This is a genomic window from Desulfovibrio sp. JC010 (assembly GCF_010470675.1).
Lineage (GTDB): Bacteria > Desulfobacterota > Desulfovibrionia > Desulfovibrionales > Desulfovibrionaceae > Maridesulfovibrio.
On record NZ_VOIQ01000002.1, the window covers coordinates 269,409 to 288,668 of the forward strand.

Annotated in this window: 17 protein-coding genes; 4 read left to right on the forward strand and 13 right to left on the reverse strand. The window is 52.0% G+C overall.

Annotated elements, in window-relative coordinates; genetic code table 11:
* Positions 1 to 77 precede the first annotated feature (77 nt).
* From recJ to FMR86_RS03475, 10 genes are all read right to left on the reverse strand, one after another.
* Positions 78 to 1,814, reverse strand: a complete 1,737-nt coding sequence (recJ, locus tag FMR86_RS03430; protein WP_163349678.1) for a single-stranded-DNA-specific exonuclease RecJ — start codon at positions 1,812 to 1,814, stop codon at positions 78 to 80.
* Positions 1,815 to 1,834: 20 nt separating this feature from the next.
* Complete coding sequence (locus FMR86_RS03435) at positions 1,835 to 2,662, reverse strand: lipopolysaccharide assembly protein LapB (protein ID WP_163349679.1); 828 nt, start codon at positions 2,660 to 2,662, stop codon at positions 1,835 to 1,837.
* Positions 2,663 to 2,673: 11 nt separating this feature from the next.
* Entirely contained in the window at positions 2,674 to 3,366 is a 693-nt protein-coding gene (pyrF, locus tag FMR86_RS03440; RefSeq protein WP_163349680.1) for an orotidine-5'-phosphate decarboxylase, read from the reverse strand.
* A gap of 5 nt (positions 3,367 to 3,371) precedes the next feature.
* Positions 3,372 to 4,004, reverse strand: a complete 633-nt coding sequence (gmk, locus tag FMR86_RS03445) for a guanylate kinase (protein WP_163349681.1) — start codon at positions 4,002 to 4,004, stop codon at positions 3,372 to 3,374.
* On the reverse strand, positions 3,997 to 4,257 hold the full coding sequence (locus FMR86_RS03450) for a DUF370 domain-containing protein (protein WP_163349682.1): 261 nt from the start codon (positions 4,255 to 4,257) through the stop codon (positions 3,997 to 3,999). Before FMR86_RS03450 ends, gmk begins: the two co-directional genes overlap by 8 nt.
* 9 nt (positions 4,258 to 4,266) lie before the next feature.
* Positions 4,267 to 5,148 carry a YicC/YloC family endoribonuclease gene (locus tag FMR86_RS03455; RefSeq protein ID WP_163349683.1) on the reverse strand — a complete coding sequence of 294 codons (882 nt, stop codon included), beginning with the start codon at positions 5,146 to 5,148 and terminating at the stop codon, positions 4,267 to 4,269.
* Between the two features lie 101 nt (positions 5,149 to 5,249).
* On the reverse strand, positions 5,250 to 6,527 hold the full coding sequence (gene mtaB / locus FMR86_RS03460; protein ID WP_163349684.1) for a tRNA (N(6)-L-threonylcarbamoyladenosine(37)-C(2))-methylthiotransferase MtaB: 1,278 nt from the start codon (positions 6,525 to 6,527) through the stop codon (positions 5,250 to 5,252).
* Positions 6,528 to 6,582: 55 nt separating this feature from the next.
* A complete protein-coding gene (locus FMR86_RS03465; RefSeq protein WP_163349685.1) occupies positions 6,583 to 7,782 on the reverse strand; it encodes a DEAD/DEAH box helicase in 1,200 nt (399 codons plus the stop codon).
* Positions 7,783 to 8,101: 319 nt separating this feature from the next.
* Positions 8,102 to 9,091: a class I SAM-dependent methyltransferase gene (locus FMR86_RS03470; RefSeq protein WP_163349686.1), complete on the reverse strand. Its 990-nt coding sequence runs from the start codon at positions 9,089 to 9,091 to the stop codon at positions 8,102 to 8,104.
* Between the two features lie 316 nt (positions 9,092 to 9,407).
* Positions 9,408 to 10,265, reverse strand: coding sequence for a ribonuclease H-like domain-containing protein (locus FMR86_RS03475; RefSeq protein WP_163349687.1), 858 nt, complete (start codon positions 10,263 to 10,265; stop codon positions 9,408 to 9,410).
* Positions 10,266 to 10,499: 234 nt separating this feature from the next.
* Here FMR86_RS03475 and FMR86_RS03480 point away from each other — a divergent pair, with 234 nt between their 5' ends.
* Entirely contained in the window at positions 10,500 to 11,444 is a 945-nt protein-coding gene (locus FMR86_RS03480; protein ID WP_163349688.1) for a PilZ domain-containing protein, read from the forward strand.
* Positions 11,445 to 11,547: 103 nt separating this feature from the next.
* Here the strand turns inward: FMR86_RS03480 and FMR86_RS03485 are convergent, their stop codons facing one another.
* The 3 genes from FMR86_RS03485 to FMR86_RS03495 all read right to left on the reverse strand — a co-directional run bounded on the left by FMR86_RS03485 (position 11,548) and on the right by FMR86_RS03495 (position 14,139).
* Positions 11,548 to 11,901, reverse strand: a complete 354-nt coding sequence (locus FMR86_RS03485; protein ID WP_163349689.1) for a hypothetical protein — start codon at positions 11,899 to 11,901, stop codon at positions 11,548 to 11,550.
* A 5-nt stretch (positions 11,902 to 11,906) separates the two neighbouring features.
* Positions 11,907 to 12,512, reverse strand: coding sequence for a hypothetical protein (locus tag FMR86_RS03490; protein ID WP_163349690.1), 606 nt, complete (start codon positions 12,510 to 12,512; stop codon positions 11,907 to 11,909).
* A gap of 82 nt (positions 12,513 to 12,594) precedes the next feature.
* A complete protein-coding gene (locus tag FMR86_RS03495; RefSeq protein WP_163349691.1) occupies positions 12,595 to 14,139 on the reverse strand; it encodes a glycosyltransferase family 9 protein in 1,545 nt (514 codons plus the stop codon).
* 375 nt (positions 14,140 to 14,514) lie between these two features.
* On the opposite strand from FMR86_RS03495, the gene acs reads away from it, so the two are divergent.
* The 3 genes from acs (at position 14,515) to FMR86_RS03510 (ending at position 19,189) form a co-directional block, all read left to right on the forward strand.
* The gene (acs, locus tag FMR86_RS03500) at positions 14,515 to 16,500 is read left to right on the forward strand and encodes an acetate--CoA ligase (protein WP_163349692.1); all 1,986 of its coding nucleotides are present in this window, start codon (positions 14,515 to 14,517) and stop codon (positions 16,498 to 16,500) included.
* Positions 16,501 to 16,869: 369 nt separating this feature from the next.
* The gene (locus FMR86_RS03505; RefSeq protein WP_163349693.1) at positions 16,870 to 17,718 is read left to right on the forward strand and encodes a pirin family protein; all 849 of its coding nucleotides are present in this window, start codon (positions 16,870 to 16,872) and stop codon (positions 17,716 to 17,718) included.
* 193 nt (positions 17,719 to 17,911) lie between these two features.
* Positions 17,912 to 19,189: an OFA family MFS transporter gene (locus FMR86_RS03510; protein WP_163349694.1), complete on the forward strand. Its 1,278-nt coding sequence runs from the start codon at positions 17,912 to 17,914 to the stop codon at positions 19,187 to 19,189.
* Positions 19,190 to 19,260 lie beyond the last annotated feature (71 nt).

Below are 19,260 nucleotides of genomic sequence, written 5' to 3' on the forward strand. Positions count from 1 at the left end.
AAGGATTCCAAAGGGGATTATCCCCTTTGGCCGCCGGAGGCGAAATCTGTTCGTCAAACAGCACGAAGTGCATCAAATCATTTCTTCCTTCTTCGCGTGTAATCACGAATAGTAAGCTCAATAGTAGGAATCCCGTTAAACTTGTCGATCTTGGGCGAGAAGGCGAAACGCATGGTTTTGCCGATTAGTTCTGAACCGAGCTCTTCGGCCATGCGCCATGCTTTGGCGGGCATTTTGCGGGTCTTTTCAGTATCGGTGACAGTGAGCTTCACGTGGGCCTTGCCCATGGGGCGACGTTCAAGAACTTCCACCGGAGGGGTGGTGAAGACCGGCTCCGGGTTACCCATGCCGAAAGGCTGCATGAGTTCCAGCTCCTTAAGCAGCACGTAATCAATATTTTCCAGCGGCAGTTCGCGGTCCACTTTGAGCGATGCCTTGAGCGGATCTGAACCGATCTTGTCAATTACCGCCTGATCAAAACGCTCCCGGAACTCGGAAAGCAGGTCGGACTTGAAAGACATCCCCGCAGCCAGCTTGTGTCCTCCGAAATTGAGGAACAACTCGGACATGGTGGTCAACCCTTCGTGAATATGAAATTCCTTGATGGAACGGGCTGAGCCTTTGACCACCCCGTCCTCTTCGCAGAGCATGACCGTGGGGCGGTAGAATCTTTCCACCACCCGCGAAGCCACAATTCCGATGATGCCCGGATGCCAGTTTTTGGAATAAAGCACCAGCCCGGCCCGCTTGTCACGCTTGATGTGCTCTTCGGCCTGCGCGATGGCTTCATGTAAAATTCGTTCTTCCTCGGCCCGACGTTCGGAGTTCAGTTCGTCCAACACCTTGGCAATAGGCCTTGCGGTCTCCATGTCCTCAGCCATGAGCAGCTGCAACGCCCGGCCCGGATCGCCCATGCGGCCTGAAGCATTGATGCGCGGAGCCAGCCCGAAACCGACCTGTCCGGCCCCGATGGCCGCAAACATATCGTATCCGCTGGCCACTTTGAGTGCAGCCAGTCCGGGACGCTTGGCTTCTTTGAGCAGCAGCAACCCGTTCTTGACCAGAATACGGTTCGGCCCTTGAAGTTCAACCACATCAGCAATGGTTCCGAGAGCCACAAAATCAAGATAAGCACGCACATCCGCCGGATCACCGGGCAGCAGCCTGTTGACCTGCGCCATGAGCATGAACGCCACGCCCACCCCGGCAAGGGTGGCGCACTGGCAGTCTTCGAAAGTTTCACCGTTGTATTCTGTCAGACGGGGATTGCAGATGGCCGCAGCCGGAGGCAGTTCCTCACCGGGCAGGTGGTGGTCGGAAACAACAACGGTCATGCCCAGCTCGTTGGCAGCAGCGATTTCAGCATTGTTGGTGATGCCGCAATCCACGGTCAAAAGCAGGTCGATGCCCTGTTCATGCAATTTTTTGATGCCTTCCACATTGAGGCCGTACCCTTCCTCAAGACGGTTGGGCAGGTAATGTTCGCACTCATAGCCGCGATCGGCGAGGAAGGTTTTGACCACAGCGGTGGAGGTCACCCCGTCCACATCGTAGTCGCCCCAGACAGCCATTTTTTTGCCTTGGGCAAGGCCGTCGGCAATGACCTGTGCGGAAAGCTCAAGACCGGGAATCTCAGTTGGTTTGCAGAGGTTGCGTAACCCCGGAGAAAGGAAAAGATTCATATCCTCGCGGCTCTGAAAACCGCGATGCCAGAGAATTTCCGCAAGAAGTTCGGTGATACCGAGTTCATCGGCAATAGCAGGGATGGAGGAAGGTAAATCTTCCTCGCTGCGCAGCTTCCAGATTTTGGGCAAAATACTCTCCGTGGATTCGGCTAGAAATCAATATCAAGACCTGCGATGGGCCCGTCATCTTTCTGCTGCTTCTTCTCAAAAGCATCCAGATCAATATTAAGGTCATCTTCCTCTGCAGAAATATAGCCGTTGTTCTTGAGGTAAGACCAGAACATGATCCCTTCTTCCAGCTCAGGATTAAGCTGCAGGGATTTTTTGATGTACTTGACGCAATTAGCAAATTCGCCCTTTTCATAATAAGCGCGGGCAATATTCAGGCAGAGGTTTTCATCATGTTTACTGAGTTCTTCAGCCTTGTGGTAATACTCAAGGGCCTGATCAATCATGCCGTTGCGGCGCAGGTTTATACCGAAATCATTGAACAGGTGCTTGTGCTCCGGTTCATAAATGGCCCCGATACCAACCAGCCTGCGGAAAACATCCTCCGCGCGCCCGGTCTCACCACGTTCAAGGTAGGTCAGGCCGAGACCGAAGTTGGCCCGCACATTTTCTTCGTCCACATCAATGGCATGCCCGAATTCATATTCCGCGCTGTAGCTTTCGCCGCTGGCGCGATGCCCTTCCCCGCGCTGTATGGAACCTTCCAGAGCTTCCATGCTGGGCCGGACAACTTCCACAAAATGTTCCGGTTCAGGGTGGTAATTATCCAGAAACTTGTCCCGCTCCACCATGAGCTTGGGACCGGAAGGAACATTATTGCTGTTCAGGGGCTGCACTTCCAAAGCACCGCTGTCCAGTTCCCGCACAAACCAATAGGTCTTCTGCACGGTCTGGCGGGTGGTGGTCCCGGTTCCCACTGTGGATTCAGTCTGGGAGGAAAAAACCCCGGTGATTCGGTTGGCAGCCATATAAACCCCTTTTATGAATTCATTTCAGCAACAATCCTGCGTGCGGCATCTGCCGGATCATCCGCCCCGGTGATCGGCCTGCCGACCACGAGAAAGTTGGAACCGCGCTCAACAGCCTGCGCCGGGGTAACCACCCTGCGCTGGTCATCGGAAACAGAAGCGGGCCGGATACCCGGAGTAAGAGCCAGAAAATCCTTACCGCATTTTTCCTTGATGGCTTGCACTTCCAGCCCGGAGCAGACCACGCCGTCCAGCCCGGCCTGAGATGACCCCAGAGCCAGATCAAGTACCGCAGCCCCCAGTCCGTCAGGCACCGGAAAGGGAATGTCATCTTCGTCCATGCTGGTCAGGATGGTAATCGCCATAAGCAGCGGTCCTTCGCTGCCGTTTGCGCCCTCGGCACGCCCTTCACGGGCGGCGATGGCCATGCGTTCCCCGCCGAGAGCATGCAGACTGAGCATATCAGCCCCGGCGCGGGTGGCGGAACGGACCGCACCTTTCACTGTGTTGGGAATATCAAAAAATTTCAGGTCCACAAAAACCTTGAAACCCATTTCCTTGAACCGGGTAATAATCTCCGGTCCTTCAGCACAAAAAAGTTCAAGGCCGATTTTCACCCACGGAGCCACGCCACGGACTTTTTCAGCCATTTCAATGGCGGACTGCGCATCTTTAAAATCAAGGGCAACTACTAATTCAGACATATTAATTATTCCCATGTACTTAAAATACTTTCAAGAAGTCCCGGATTGCTGCAGGGACGGTTTTTTCCGGCAAGATAGATGGCCTTAAGTTCCGCATAAGCCTTATCCAGATCGTCGTTCACGATCCAGTACTCGAATTTCGGTGCGGAAGCCATTTCCTTCATGGCATTGAGCATGCGGCGGTTGATGACCGGTTCGGTATCGGTGTTACGGCCTTCAAGGCGTTTACGCAGCTCCCCGTAAGACGGAGGCATCAGAAAGACGAACATCCCGTCAGGCATGGACTCCATAAGCTGCATGCAGCCCTGAAAATCAATGTCGAACAGGATATCCATGCCCTTGAAGAGCATTTTTTCCACCGGCTTTTTGGGGGTGCCGTAAAAATTACCATGGACCTCAGCCCATTCTGCGAATTCCCCGGCTTCCAGCTTTTCGTTGAACTCATCCACACTCAGGAAAAAATAATCCTTGCCGTCCTCTTCCCCTTCACGCGGTTCGCGGGTGGTGCAGGAGATTGAAAATCCGATCTGCGGGAATTCGCCGCGCAGCTTTTTTACCAGAGTACTTTTCCCGGTACCGGACGGGGCGCAAAGAACCAGCACCTGCCCTTTTTTTTCCGGGATCAGAACATCACTCATTTTCACCCTCCTCGGAAGTATAGCGGTGTCCGATGGTTTCCGCCTGAATTGCCGAAAGAATAACATGGTTGGAATCGGTAACAATGATGGAACGGGTTTTACGGCCCTGAGTGGCATCTACCAGCCGCCCTTCCTGTCTCGCATCCTCACGCAGTCTGCGCATGGGCGAGGAGGAAGGGTTGACGATGGTGATTACCCGACTCGAAACCACATAGTTACCGAATCCGATATTTAATAATGTCTGCTTCTGCATCGTACCGGATTACTCAATATTTTGAACCTGTTCGCGGCATTTTTCCAGCTCAGCCTTGAACTCGACCACAATTCTGCTCACTTCGGAATCCTGACACTTGTTACCGCAGGTGTTGATTTCACGGAAAGTTTCCTGCAGCAGAAAATCAAGACGCTTACCGGCGTCTTTGTTACCGCGCAGAACCTCAAAAATTCTTTCAAGATGGGCGTCAAGGCGGGTGATTTCCTCAGAAACATCCAGCTTGTCGGTCAGGATGGAAACTTCCTGCACCATGCGGTCTTCAATATATTCCGCGCCCAGGTTTTCCATGTTGGTCTTGACTCTTTCGATCAGGGCTTCACGCTTGGTTTCAAGAATTTCAGGAATCTTGACCTTAACTTTCTCGGTGTAATCCTTGAGCAGGGTAAAACGTTCTTCAAGGTCACGCACGAGGTCATCGCCCTCGTCTTTTCGGGATTCCTTCCAGTTAGCCAGAGCTTTTTCAAGACCCGCGCTGATGGATTTTGCCATTGCCGGATCAGGTTCGCTGGAAGCGTCACGCCACAGGCCGGAGATGTTGAAAAGTCTGTTGTAATCCGGGGTGAATTCCACGCCGTCTTCCGCTGCCATGCCCTTGAGCTGATCGATCATGGCCTTGGCCTGCAGCTGGTTCAGGCTGATGCCCAGCAGTTCGGTGCTGAAAACTTCCAGATTAAGGGAAAGGTCCACCCGGCCGCGGGAGCCGTATTTGCGGACAATCTTTTCCCAGCGGGATTCATAGCCGCGCAGGGAGTTTGGCAGACGCCATTTCAGGTCCAGAAAACGGGAATTAACACTGCGGATTTCCCAAACATGGCTCCATTTGTCTTCAGTGGTCTCAGCGCGACCAAATCCGGTCATACTTACGGGCATTGAAATCTCCTTGCCTTCGGCGACCCTCCGGGGGCTTAAACCCTTTTGCAAAAGGGTTTAAGAATCCCAAAACCTTTTATTGGGCTTCGCCGAAATAAATATTATTTTATTGTTACCTGCAGGCTGCCATCTTTGGCTGCTACGGGTTTTACTTCTACTAATTTGCGGGGCACTTCGCCTGCAAAATCCTCTTCCAGAATGCAGGTGGAATAGAATTCACAGATGCCCTTTGTTTTATTTTGGAAAAGGACTTTCAAGCTGTCCATTTCCGAAATTTTGTGCAGGAATTCCTGCTTCTTTTCTTCCACCAGTTCACGCAAAATCCGGCCCCGTTCCTTTTTGGTCGGCCCGTCCAGCTGCCCTTTCATGGAAGCTGCTGCGGTTCCCGGACGTATAGAGTACGGAAAAACGTGCGCATAAGATAGGGGCAGTTTGCGGCAAAATTCAAGCGTATTTTTGAACTCTTCCTCGGTTTCTCCGGGAAAACCGGTCAAAATATCCGCTCCAAGGCCGAAAACAGGCCAGATCTCTTTAAGCTTATCCAGAAAGACCAGCACATCTTCAGGCTTGTAATGGCCCCGGCCCATACGTTTAAGCACCTGACGGTCACCGCTTTGCAGGGAAAGATGCAGTTGCGGACAGATCAGTTTGGACTTGGAAAATATTTCCAACGCCCGTTCCTTAAGCTGGCCCGGTTCAAGGGAACTGATGCGCAGCCGCGCCCGCCCTGCCCATTCTACGCCGAATTCATCCTCAATGCGCTCCATGAGATCCCAGAAATCTATCTTCTCAGCAAACTCACGCCCGTAATGGCTTAAGTTGATGCCGCTGATGATCATTTCCCGGAATCCAGCCTCAAGCAGCCGCGCTATTTCACGTACAACATCATCGGCCACGCGGCTTACGCTCGGCCCTCTGGTGATGGGTACAATGCAGTAAGTACAGCGGTGGGAACAGCCGTCCTGCACTTTAACCACCGCCCTTGAGCGTTCGTAATCATCGATCTCAAAAGGCTGGAAAATTGTTGTGTCGTCGTTTTTTTCGGGCTGATCTTCAAGCTTGAGCAGCTCGAATTTGCGTTCCTGCGGAATAACATCGGCCACTCCGGGAAGTTCGGCCAGTTCTTTTGCAAAAACCTGTGCCGCGCATCCGGCAATGATAATTTTACCTTCGGGATTGCGGCGGTTAATGCCGCGCACGGTCTGGCGCAGATCGCGCAGGGCCGCGGCAGTCACAGCGCAGGAGTTGATAACAATCTCATGGGCCTCGGCGTCATTTTCGGCCTGTTCATAGCCCATACGCAGCCAGCGTTCACGCACGGATTCGCTTTCATACTGGTTGATCTTGCAACCTAAAGTGGTGATCCAAAATTTTTTCATTACAATGTCCGTATTATCCGCTCCTTTTACCATGGAGCCGAAGGATATAAAACTATTACTTTTTTGACTGGGAGTTACGTTTTTTACGCCCCTTGTTTTCATCAGCGGGAATAAAATCCGGCTTGGGCGCGTTGTAGTTGAATTTATCCAGATAAAAAAGCTCCAGTCCGTAACCGAGAGCTTCCTCTATTTCCGCAAGGCGGGTCTTATCTTCATCAGCCACAAAGGTGTAAGCCGTCCCTTTGGCATCAGCTCGTCCGGTTCTCCCGGTGCGATGGACAAAAATCTCCACATTGTCCGGCATATCGTAATTAATGACGTGAGAAATATTTGAGCAGTCAATGCCCCGTGCCGCAAGGTCGGTGGCGACCAGCACTTTGAAATCCCCGAACTTAAAACCGCTCAGGGTCCGGTTGCGCTTGCTCTGGGAAAGATCTCCGTGCAGGTCCGCAGCGGACAAACCGGACTTTACCAGCCGCTGGGCAAGCCTTCTGGCCCAACGCTTGGTACGTACGAAGACCAATACCCGCGAGAATTCTATTTCATTGAGCAGCACTTTCAAAAAACTCTGCTTCAGATGCAAAGGAACCGGACAGCTGTAGTGAAACACCCCGTCCGCGCTGACCGTTACCGCTACCCTGATAACTTCGGGATCATGCAGTATATTTTTGGAAAGCTTGTCGATTTCATCGGGCATGGTGGCAGAAAACATTAAATTCTGACGCTTGGCAGGCAGCTTCTCCAGAATATTTGCAACCTCATCCATAAAACCCATATCAAGCATGCGGTCCGCTTCATCCAGAACCAGCGTATCCACCTGCGAAAGATCAAGATCACCGCGCTCCAGCAGGTCAAGCAATCTTCCGGGAGTGGCGTTGACCACGGTGACCTTCTTGACTTCCTTGGCCTGCTTGCCGATGCCTGCACCGCCGTAAACCGCAGCACTGCGGATTCCGGTCTGCCGTCCCAGCTCAATAAAACTTTCATGAGTCTGCAAAGCCAGCTCACGGGTGGGTGAAAGAACCAGCACCCGCACCGGACCGCGCTTCTCCGCTTCCCCGTCCAGCAACCGCTGCAACACAGGAAGTACAAAAGCGGCAGTCTTGCCGGTCCCGGTCTGGGCAAGGCCCATGACATCGCGCCCCGCCAGCACAGCAGGAACAGCCTTCAGCTGCACCGGGGTAGGTTCCTCGTACCCGACACTGCGAATGCCTGAAACAAGGCGCATGTCAAAATTAAATTGGTCGAAGCCCAAAACAAAACTCCCTTTTTGCCTTCGGCGACCCTGCCGGGGGCCTTAAACCCTTTTCCAAAAGGGTTTGTTCCACTGTCGCTATCTCTAAGACTCGCGGAAGACCGCTCGCCTAAGAGCTAGTGCAAGAATCCCAAAACGTTTTAATAAGCTATATGCGAAGCAAACTAAAAAGTTTTGAGGGGATGGGGTCTGGGGAAGGGGAACTTTTCCCAAAAGTTCCCCTTCCCCAGCCGCCGGAGGCATCATAAATAAAAAAAGCGCGCCCCTTGCGAGGCGCGCGGATCATTATATATTTATGATGTCGTGTAAAGCGTTGAATCTACCACCTGCGCGGCAGCCTGCGCTGCGCCCATTCTGAAAGATAGGGCAGCAGTTCTTCGCCGAGTTCATGCAGGGGCACGATATTCCCTTCGATTATGATGCCTTGCGGAAACAGATTCATGTCGTGATATTCTTTGGGTCCCTGAAATGCAGTATTCTTAGCCAGCAATACGGATACATTCATATCCTTGCAAAAGGCGATAAGTCCTTCGGGGAAAAAGGCCGCGTCCTTGATATTCTTGCCGAGGGTGCGGAACAGGGTCTTGCAGATGGACACAAAATGTTCGCGGCGCAAAGGCTGGTGCATAGCGGCTACGGTCTCGTTGGAGACAAAGGTGACAACCTTGCTGGCCAGCGGTGCGTAGTTCTTGGCATCACGGGCATCACCGAGAATAATTTCAGCGATTCCCAGTTCCTTAAAAATCTTATAGCTCTGCAGGCCGACCATCTTGTCGTACTCAATGCCGTAAAGGGTGATATTCTTGAAACCGTTGCGTCGGGCATGGATGTGCTGGGCCAGAAGCAGGATTCCAGTTCCGGTACCGATGTCCAGACCTACGTATTCGTCCTGCTCAAGAAGCTTGGGAGCGATATTCTGAGTCACGATGGAGCGGATGATGTGGCTGGTCTTGGTAACGTCCGCGAGCATGCGCAGGGAAAAAGACCACTGGCGCAGGTAATTCATCAGCTCGATATCATCATCAGGCTCATTGAGACTGCGATGGCGGCTGAACATTTCACACAACCTGCTTACATCTTCAAGAGGTACGGATTTATCAAAACCGCCCTTGTGCACATAACAATAGAAAAATTTGAGCACCATTCCCATGATCATGGAATCGGAAATCCTGACCGAAGGATCGCTCATGCGGTCCACATCCGCGAGCAGCGGACTGTCAGAATATAGTGACGGATCTATGACCATCTCCTCCGGACCCACGAATGCATGGTGAATACTACCCATCTCAACTGTGCTTTGTTCCTGCATCTCAACACTCCTTGCGAACATCATATATTAAAATCATGAAGGCATGCTTTACCTACTGCCCGGAGGAAATGCACAGACCGTTCCCAAATGTTAAGAAGTGCAAAAAACACGTATCAAAAAAGTCTAGAAAAACAGCTAATAGATCATTTTTATTTAATAAAAAAATATTTCCATAAACAAAAAAAGGACTGCTTTCAAATTTGAAAACAGTCCTAAGAGGCAAAAAATTCCATCAATAGGAGCGAAGCTTACTAAAAGTTTTAGGAGAGTCCAGAGAACCCTTTTTCAAAAGGGTTCTTTGGCCGCCGGAGGCATCTTAAAATCTTCTAAAAGATCCTTCGCCGGAATATTTGGCCCTGATGCCGTCAACAACTTCACGGTGAGCCTTGAAAGGATTCAGCGGTTCAATCTTCTCGGCAATAGGTTCAAGTCCGTGCTGGGGAAATCTTTCTATGTGCAGGTTGTAACCTTTGATCATGAGATTTTCCAGATTCACGCTGTCGAGCACGTTGTAGGCCAATAGGGTTTCAAGAGCGCGCTCATCGCCGTTCATTTCATATTCATTCCAGAGCAGAACCGCGAAATAGCCGTCCAATCCTTCAGCGTCACCGCGATCCATGCCGAAATAGCGTTCAATCCCTTTCAGTCCCCCGGTAATGCCCAGCGAACGGAACACAAACCGTAGATCAATATGGGCGGCCTCAACCTTGATACCGAAATATTTTTCAATAAACGGCACATCAAAGCATTTACCGTTAAAGCTCACAATCAGCGGATAGCGGGCGATTTCCTCTTCAAAATCGTAGAGGTTCTTGCCCTGTACGTAGGTTTTAATATCCTCACCGTTCCAAAGGGCGATGGTGGTGATATCGCAACTGTGGGCATCGGTCCCGGTGGTTTCAATATCTATATAGGCCACGTTGTCGCGGAAATGGGAATACAGCCGCCACTGATCGGAAGCCGGAAGACGATCCGCAAACCAGATGGCGTCGCTCTCTTGGAGTTTCTGCTTTGATTCCCCGCACCCTTTTTCCAGATCATTCATCTTAGCATCGGAAAGAGTGGTGGAAGCTCCGTTTAGAATATCATCCCAGTCATTTACTCCAGCCTGCCAGATTTTGGCTTCCGTAGTGCTTCCTATTCCCTTGAGATGGCAAAATGTTCTTTCGAGCATTTAATAACAGCCCTGTTTTTTCAATTGGTTGATAACAAAAGCGGCCCCATGGCCCCGCGCATGGTACGAGTTCTACGCAAACCCAATAACCCTACGCAAGGGAGAGGATTATCCGTAAAGACTCCCATAGTCCAGCATTTAGGTAACATTGACAATAAACAGCCACTGACCATACATATATGTATGGTATAAAAAGTTTCACAGTAAATAATAGTCGCTATGGGAATTTTGACAATGGAAAATTTCGACTTTCAATCCATAATTAAACAGATTCAGACGCAACTTATCGGCCCGGTTGAAAAATTTCTCACCGGCCTGCCGCAGGAATCCCTGTACCTGATCCTCGCGGCCGCGGGACTCATAGCCCTGCTGGCTGCTGTTTTCGGATACCTGCTGCTGCGCCCGAAACCAAAGAAAAACAACAAGCAGCAAGGCCCCACGGATTTCGTTCATTTTTTCCAGAAGAGCGGAACCATCATGGATATTGCAGCAGCTGTAGAGCATAACGATGTGCTGGGCCGGGCGGTACTCACAGCAGTCAAACCGGACCGTATCCGCCTTGAAATCATTGAGGAAAATGGCATAGCCCGCCTCTCATCCCCGGCGGAACTCATCCTGATGTTCCCCCCGGAAAAGAGCATGGCCGGAAAAGTAAATTCCTTCCGGGCCAGAATAAGCTCCCTTGAATGCGACGATGAAGGCTGCGGACGCATGACCCTGACCCCGCCCACCAAATTCAAACTGGTCAAACGCCGCAAACACAAACGCAAACGGGTTGTGGACCAGCAGTTCATCCGGGTCAAACTCTGGCTGGGCAGAGCAGATTCCAGCGACACATCTTTTGCAGACCGCATACCGGACCTAGCTGTCAATTCATACGATCCCCGCTCCTCCGGACACGAGGAGAATCAGGTCATCAACATTTCCAACGGCGGCATCGGGGTGGGTGCCTCCCCCATGCTGGTGGAATCAAAATTCAACATTGACGACGACGTGCTGATCAGCATCTTCATGTTCAACTTCCGGCAAAAAGTCTTCAAGCCCTACTGGTATGCCGGGAAAATACGCTCCATGGAAAACATGGACGGCCAGACCTGCCGGGTGGGAGTGGAATTCACTGTCAGCGGCAAGATGCGCGATGAGAATGAACAGCATATTGACTGGACACACATCAAATAAAACAGACTAAAAAGAACACAAAAATACCCCGCTGATTTCAAATCAGCGGGGGATAATTGTACCGTTGTTACGCAGAAGGATAGTCTATGTATCGTCCTGCGGTTTAACCAACCTTGTTGATGTAACGATTGGCGATCAAGGGGGTGCCGCGAGCGACATTGCCGTACCCCTTGAAGCGGGTGCTTTCCTTCTTAACCCGCCCTATGTCCTGCGCGAGGGATGCGCGGAGCCTTTTGGCTTCCGCAGTAAGCTGTCCCTGCAGGCTTTTAAGCTTGTTAAGCTTTTCCAGAATCTGGTCCAGACTCACGCTCTCTTTGGTTTCAAGGGCCTGAGTGGTGAGTACACCTCTCCTTTCTGCGGCGTCAAAGGCATCGTCCACCTCTCCTGCCACAAGAAATCTCAGCTCCTCGTGTCCGATTTCAAGAGCCTGATCCAGAAGTTCCAAGGTTTCAGCCATAGCAATTACCTCTTGGCTACCTCCCTGAGATCCTCGCGAATACCGGAGATAACATTCTTCCATTTTTCAACGGAAGGCAGGAATTCATATTCAAGCAAATCAGCCAGCAGAATCCAGTCCTCGTTTTCAAGGACTTCGGTCATTTCAGTGAAAAGACCGGAAAAATCTTCCACAACGCTTTCGAATTCTTCGTTGTGTTTAAGGGAAAACTGATCGCGCAGGCTACCGACCATACCGAGGAAATCCCTGACAACATCAAGAAGGTCCTGATAAAGTTCAAGTGCTTCGGCGTCATCGGCCTGTCTGAAAAGTTCCGCTACCTGCTTGCCGCCACCGGCCATGATGTGCACGACTTTGTAAAGCTCAAGGGTGATTGCGGAAGCCATTTCAACAGCAGATGCGCTGATGACTTCAAGGCTGTCGATCTCGGAAGTTTCGATATCTTCCGACTGGTTGGGGTAAATTTCACTGAAAGGTTCATCGTTGACCTTAACGTCGGTTACGATGCGGTCGTTAAGGAGGCCGTCCTCCAGCATCCTGTCAAAAACCTGTTCGAGATTTTCAAAGCTTCTGATATCGAGATCAGTTTTGGTTCCATCGATAACGATCATAGTGACTCTCCTCCTGAATTAGGTACGTAATTTTTTCCGGTTGGTCCGGTACGCCCTACTTCATTCAAGAGTCATGCCATCACTATTCAACAGAAGCCGACATGGCAGTGACCAGTGCTGCGTAATGGGCCAGCTGGTCCACCAGCCCGGCCATGCTTTCGTGCGCTCTGGACTCAACCATCCACATGGAGGAAAGCACAGAGAGCTCCGAACAAGAGGAAAGAATATCCTGTATTCTTTGAAGGTTAGCTAAAAATTTAACTTTCATACTCTCAATGGGATTTTCCTGAAGTAGAACGGCCTGCTTATTGAGCAGAAACAACATTTCCCGGCAATCACCAAGTGCTCCGAGCAATCTTTCCCGCAACGCAGCGGAGAGTTCTATCTTCTGTGCAGCAGTGGAAAAATTTTCTCCGTCAAGAAAACGACGGTAGAGTTCCCGTTGCAGCACAATCCATTTGTGGCGGTCGCTCTGCTCATGCCCTGAAAGGGAGGTCAGGGAAATAAACCCCAGTTCATCGCGTCCGGTCTGGTAGGCGCGCACTCCCCTGTTTTCCAGATGCGGCCACTCGCTGCTGTCAATAAAAGAGGAGACAGCATCAAAAACAACTTCCGGCCCTACTTCCCGGCGGCAGGCATTATCAAAAACGCACTTCTGTCCGAATGGGCAGGGATGGCAATCAAGGTCCGGCTCAAAACAGCACAGGTTCGCGGCGGCCGGGCCCGTATCCCACGGCTGGGCCGTAGCCATAAAGATGGCCGCCAGCGGAGTTCCCGATCCGGCAGCAAGATGCATGGTTCCGGTGTCGTTGGTCACCAGCAAATCCAGACGGCGCAGCACTGCAGCCAATTCCGCCAGAGAAGTACCGCCCATGAGATTGACCGCCGGAAATTTTGCCCCGTCCAGAATCCGCTTGCCGAGCGGTTTCTCGCTTTCCGAACCCAGCAGTACCGGAACCCTGCGTTTTTCCTTCCATAATTTTAAACCCAGTTCCCGGAAGTATTCAACAGGCCAGCGTCTGCGGTCTTCGCTTGCTCCAGGCTGGAACCCCACGAAACCTTTAGCTCCGGGAGCCGGATTTTCCAGCAGTTTCAGGGCCGCAACCTTCATTTCAGGCGTTGACTCAGCCAGCTCATAAGCTGCGGGGCGATCAATCCCGGCCACCTTGCTGAAAAGATCAACCACATTGAACGGGCTGGAGCCGCGGTTGGATGAAGCCATCTGCAGGAATCCGGCCCAGCGGGAGGTATCAGCATTGAACCCGTGATCGTCCATGGCAAAACCGCGAACCTGACGGTCCCTGCCCAGCCGAAGGGTGATCAGCCGCGCCGGAACGGACGGAGTCAGATTGATGATCAGCGCGGGGTCGAAGGAACTCTCGATTTCAGTGCAGTATGATTCAAAAATATTGATCGCCTCACGCCAGTCCCGGTCAAGCCCGGCCAGCAGCGATGCTCCGGGCAAAGGAAATGTACGCGAAACATTGCGCAGCAGCTTTGTTGTACCGGCAAAATTTTTCAGACACATGACACCCACTTCGTAGCCCTGATCAGCAAGGGAAGTGATTACCGGCTGGGTCTGCAAAAGGTCCCCGAAACGGGTAAGATTTATAACTAGTGCTTTCATTATAAGAATGCCTCCGGCGGCCCTTCGGGGAGCCTCCCGGCGGGCCCTGCCGGGGGCCTTAAACCCTTTAAAAAGGGTTTAAGAATCCCAAACTTTTTCAATAGAGCTTCGCCGCTTTGTTTGGTAAATTTGTATTTTTTTAAGTATATACCGTAACTCTGAAGACAATGCTACTCACAGCAAACGGTAATCTCTGCGGGTAAACGGTTTGATGTTTCCGCCAAACGGTTTTTGCTCCCGTTGAGTGATTTTATTGCGCCGTTTATCGAAAAGCATGTGCATGCGGGATTAAAAATGTATATAACTACAAGCATCCGGTAAAAATTTTCTGCTGACACAATGCACTAAAAAAAAACACCCTCAGGAGGCCACCTTATGACTGAAGAACAAAAAATTGAAAGTCTCTCCAAAGAAAGCAGGCTCTTTAATCCTCCTGCCGATTTCCCCGGCGCATGCGTGAAAAGCCTTGAAGAGTACAAAGCCATCTATGACCGTTCCATCAACGACATGGAAGGATTCTGGGCTGAACGCGCTGATGAACTGCTCACCTGGGACAAGAAGTGGGACAACGTTCTTGACTACGATTTCGACAAGCCGGAAATTAAATGGTTCGAAGGCGGCAAACTCAACGCCTCCGCCAACTGCCTTGACCGCCACATTGAAAACGGCCGCCGCAACAAGGCCGCGCTCATCTGGCAGGGCGAGGAAGATCATGAAGTAAAAGTCTACACCTACGACATGCTTCACCGCGAAGTATGCCGCTTTGCCAACGTACTAAAAAAACTGGGCGTGCAGAAAGGCGACCGCGTTTCTATCTACCTGCCCATGATCCCGGAACTGGCCATCGCCATGCTGGCCTGTACCCGCATCGGCGCACCCCACTCCATCATTTTTGCGGGTTTTAGTTCCAACAGCCTGCGTGACCGCATCAATGACTGCGGTGCAAAAGTCCACATCACCGGGGACGGAGTACTGCGCGGCGGACGTAAAATCCCGCTCAAGCCCAACTCCGATGAAGCACTCAAGGAGTGCCCCTCTGTTGAGCAGTGCATTGTTGTGCCCCGCGCCAACAATGAGATTGAAATGGTCGAAGGGCGTGACCGTCTCTGGGCCGAGCTCATGGAAGACCCGGAAATTACCGACAACTGCCCCTACGAGCTGATGGATTCCGAAGATCCGCTCTTCATCCTCTACACCTCCGGCAGTACCGGCAAACCCAAAGGCGTTTTCCACACCACCGGCGGTTACATGACCTACGCCGCCCATACCTGCCAGTGGGTATTCGACCTTAAAGATGACGATGTACACTGGTGCACCGCCGACATCGGCTGGGTAACCGGACACTCCTACATTGTCTATGGACCGCTGGCCCTCGGTGCCACCAGCATTATGTTCGAATCCGTACCCACTTATCCGGACCCGGCAAGGTTCTGGCAAGTCTGCGAAAAATTCCGCGTTAATATTTTCTACACCGCGCCCACCGCCATCCGCGCACTCATGAAGGAAGGCGATCAGTGGACCAAGAAATACGATCTCTCCAGCCTGCGCATTCTCGGCACAGTCGGGGAACCCATCAACCCCGAAGCATGGATGTGGTACCACGAAAACATCGGTGCCGAAAAACTGCCCATCGTTGATACCTGGTGGCAGACGGAAACAGGCGGACACGTCCTTTCTCCCCTGCCCTACGCCACCCCGCTCAAGCCCGGCTCGGCAACCCTCCCGCTGCCCGGCATTGATGCGGCAATTGTGGACCGCCACGGCGAAGAAGTCGGTCCCAACGAAGGCGGTTTCCTGGTTATCCGTAAACCGTGGCCCGGCATGCTGCGCGGGGTCTGGGGCAATCAGGAAAGATTCAAGCAGCAGTACTTTGAAGGCTTCCCCGGAACCTACGAATCCGGTGACGGAGCACGCAGGGATGAAGACGGCTATTTCTGGATCATGGGCCGCGTGGATGACGTAATCAACGTTTCCGGCCACAGGCTCGGAACCGCTGAAATCGAATCCGCACTGGTATCCCACCCTGCAACCTCCGAAGCTGCTGTTGTCGGCATGCCGCATGAGGTAAAAGGCCAGTCCATCTACGCATACGTAACCCTCAAAGCGGAATACGATGAAGATGACGACCTGATCAAAGAACTGCGCATGCATGTGCGCAAGGAGATCGGACCTCTGGCGGCACCGGAAGTGATCCAGTTCGCTCCCTCCCTGCCCAAGACCCGCTCCGGCAAGATCATGCGCCGAATCCTGCGCAAGATTGTAGAAGGCGATACTTCGAACCTCGGCGACACTTCGACACTGGCTGATCCTTCAGTAGTGACCGATCTCATCGAAGGTTATGAAGAAATAATGAATCCATAAGTATGGCAAAAGGTTGCCCGGAAGTTGCCCGGTTCTGCATAAGGACCGGGCAATAGTTCAGCAGCTTCAAGCGTACGAAACAGGCTGCTTAGAAAGTGCCAGATGCTAGGCGCAAGAAAAACACTGGAACGAAGCGTATCCAGACATACGTGAGTTTCAGTGTTTTTCGCAGCAACGACGCAGATGGCGCTTTATCGACAGCCTGACCGGATGAGACCGGGATATGCGAAAAATGCTTCTAATCTATTTTGGAAGGTGGCTATGGAAGCATCGTGTATTCCGGTCTATTTTTTTGTCTCCCGCCCTTGCAAATCCACTCCATACTGTTACCATGGGAAATAATAATCCCACCACACACAGGAGTGAGCAATGCGGCGCGAAATACAGCAGATATTTTACGGCGAACCTGTACATGAGGGAGCCGGGGTAAAACTGCACCGGGCCTTCGGTTACTTTGAAGCCTCCCTTTTCGATCCTTTCCTCATGCTGGACGACTTCCGTTCCGACAATCCCGAAGACTATCTCAAAGGCTTTCCGTGGCATCCGCACCGGGGCATTGAAACAATCACCTATCTTTTAAAAGGGGACGTGGAACACGGAGACAGTCTCGGCAATAAAGCTGTGACCAAAGCGGGAAGTGTGCAGTGGATGACTGCCGGAAGCGGCATTATCCATCAGGAAATGCCCAAGGGAGATGGGAACGGCTCCATGCACGGTTTCCAGCTCTGGGCCAATCTCAGCTCTGAAAACAAAATGGTCGACCCTGAATACAGGGAAATCGAATCATACGAAATTCCCGTGGTAAAACGCGAAGACGGCAGCAGCATCAAAATCATTGCCGGGGAAGTGGACGGAGTAAAAGGTCCGGCTGAAGGCATCGGTATCGACCCCGAATATCTGGATGTTACAATTCCCGCAGGGTTTGAATTCACACACCCCACCAAACGCGGATACACGGCCTTCATTTATATCACATCCGGGGAAGGCACCGTAAACGACCAGCCAGTGGAAAACCGCTCACTGGTCCTTTTTGAAGATGGTGACCAGCTGATCATAAATGCAGACGACACTCCGCTCAGTTTCCTACTGCTGACCGGGAAACCAATCAATGAAATGATATACTGGCGCGGCCCTATCGTCATGCACACCGCCGAAGAACTGGAAAAAGCTTTTCAGGAATATGAAGAAGGCACTTTCATCAAGCACCCGCAGCCGTAAACGGACAAATTTAATGGGCAGACGGCAGATCAGCCGGACGGGATACGGAAATCGCCGATTTATTCCCGTTCACCGAAAATAGAATGCAGCAAAACCCCAGCCATGCTTTTATAACTGCACGGATAAGGAAAACAGCAGAAAAACCCGGATTCGATAACACAGCGAAAAGATCAACTTCAACATCGGGGGCAGAATGAGTGAAACAAAAGTGATGAACAGATGGTTTGCCGTAGTGGGCGCAATCCTCATGCAGCTGGCACTGGGTGCGATCTATGCATGGTCGGTATTCACCCCCTCGCTGATTGAGGCCGGATGGAGCAAATTCCAGACTCAGGTGGTTTTTTCCATCGGGCTGGTCAGCTTTGCGATTTCCATGGTCTGGGCCGGAAAAAAACTCGCAAAGTGGGGCCCCACGAAACTATCATTTTTGAGCGCGCTGGTACTGGGCGCGGGCTATGCCTTTGCGGGACTCATCGGCGGAACCAGTTTTACGGCCCTGTGCATATTCATCGGACTCATCGGCGGGGCCGGGATCGGTCTCGGTTACGTGGTGCCCATCGCAGTAGGCATGCGCTGGTTTCCGGATAAAAAAGGATTCATCACCGGTCTGGCCGTTGCCGGATTCGGATTTGGAGCCATGGCCTGGGTCAAACTGGCCGGGGCATGGGGCAACCTCATCGGCACCATCGGCCTTTCCTCCACTTTCTCACTCTACGGCCTGATATTCTGTTTGATGATTGCCGCAGGCGGTATCTGGATGCGCTTTCCCCCGGAAGGCTGGGTTCCAGAAGGCTATCACCCTGAAACAAACCCGGCAGCAGCCAACGATGCTGAGGAAGAAAATTTCAGCACCACTGAAATGCTCAAAACACCGCAATTCTATCTCATCTTTGCCACATTCACCTTCAGTGCCGCAGCCGGACTCATGTCCATCGGACTGATGAAACTTTATCCCATGGAAGCATTGCAGGCATCCGGGCATACCATTGCGGAAGCCAGCGCCATAGCCGGAACTGCCATGGCTGTATTTTTCAGCCTCGCCAACGGACTGGGCCGCATCATCTGGGGTACCATGAGTGACAAGCTGGGGCGCAAGCGTTCCATCCTGCTTATGACCGCCATTCAGGGCGCGACCCTGCTCGCCTTCACCGGAATGGCCGGAAACGCATTCCTGCTCTACGTGGGCGCGACCATCATCGGCTTCAACTTCGGCGGCAACTTCGCCCTCTTCCCCACTATCACTGCCGACACCTTCGGCACCAAAAGCGTGGGCCAGAACTACCCGTACATCTTCCTCGCCTACGGAGCAGGCGGCATCGGCGGTCCCATGCTCGGCGGAGTGCTGGGCGACATGGGCAACTTCCCGCTGGCTTTCACCATCTGCGGAGTCTGCTGCTTCATCGGCGCGGCGGCAATATTCATGGTCAAAAAGCCGCACCGCAATTTAAACGCCAGCCCTGAAACAACATGATTTCATCAGATCACTGAGAACTTCTCATATCTGTAGAAACTCCTAGCGGAAGTTTGCTCATTTAACTTCCG

Coding starts and splice junctions, on each gene's coding strand:
- FMR86_RS03435 (WP_163349679.1), bottom strand. CDS start 2,662: ATGGCTGCCAACCGAATCACCGGGGTTTTTTCCTCCCAGACTGAATCC.
- pyrF (WP_163349680.1), bottom strand. CDS start 3,366: ATGTCTGAATTAGTAGTTGCCCTTGATTTTAAAGATGCGCAGTCCGCC.
- gmk (WP_163349681.1), bottom strand. CDS start 4,004: ATGAGTGATGTTCTGATCCCGGAAAAAAAAGGGCAGGTGCTGGTTCTT.
- FMR86_RS03450 (WP_163349682.1), bottom strand. CDS start 4,257: ATGCAGAAGCAGACATTATTAAATATCGGATTCGGTAACTATGTGGTT.
- FMR86_RS03455 (WP_163349683.1), bottom strand. CDS start 5,148: ATGCCCGTAAGTATGACCGGATTTGGTCGCGCTGAGACCACTGAAGAC.
- mtaB (WP_163349684.1), bottom strand. CDS start 6,527: ATGAAAAAATTTTGGATCACCACTTTAGGTTGCAAGATCAACCAGTAT.
- FMR86_RS03470 (WP_163349686.1), bottom strand. CDS start 9,091: ATGCAGGAACAAAGCACAGTTGAGATGGGTAGTATTCACCATGCATTC.
- FMR86_RS03475 (WP_163349687.1), bottom strand. CDS start 10,265: ATGCTCGAAAGAACATTTTGCCATCTCAAGGGAATAGGAAGCACTACG.
- FMR86_RS03480 (WP_163349688.1), top strand. CDS start 10,500: ATGGAAAATTTCGACTTTCAATCCATAATTAAACAGATTCAGACGCAA.
- FMR86_RS03485 (WP_163349689.1), bottom strand. CDS start 11,901: ATGGCTGAAACCTTGGAACTTCTGGATCAGGCTCTTGAAATCGGACAC.
- FMR86_RS03490 (WP_163349690.1), bottom strand. CDS start 12,512: ATGATCGTTATCGATGGAACCAAAACTGATCTCGATATCAGAAGCTTT.
- FMR86_RS03495 (WP_163349691.1), bottom strand. CDS start 14,139: ATGAAAGCACTAGTTATAAATCTTACCCGTTTCGGGGACCTTTTGCAG.
- acs (WP_163349692.1), top strand. CDS start 14,515: ATGACTGAAGAACAAAAAATTGAAAGTCTCTCCAAAGAAAGCAGGCTC.
- FMR86_RS03505 (WP_163349693.1), top strand. CDS start 16,870: ATGCGGCGCGAAATACAGCAGATATTTTACGGCGAACCTGTACATGAG.
- FMR86_RS03510 (WP_163349694.1), top strand. CDS start 17,912: ATGAGTGAAACAAAAGTGATGAACAGATGGTTTGCCGTAGTGGGCGCA.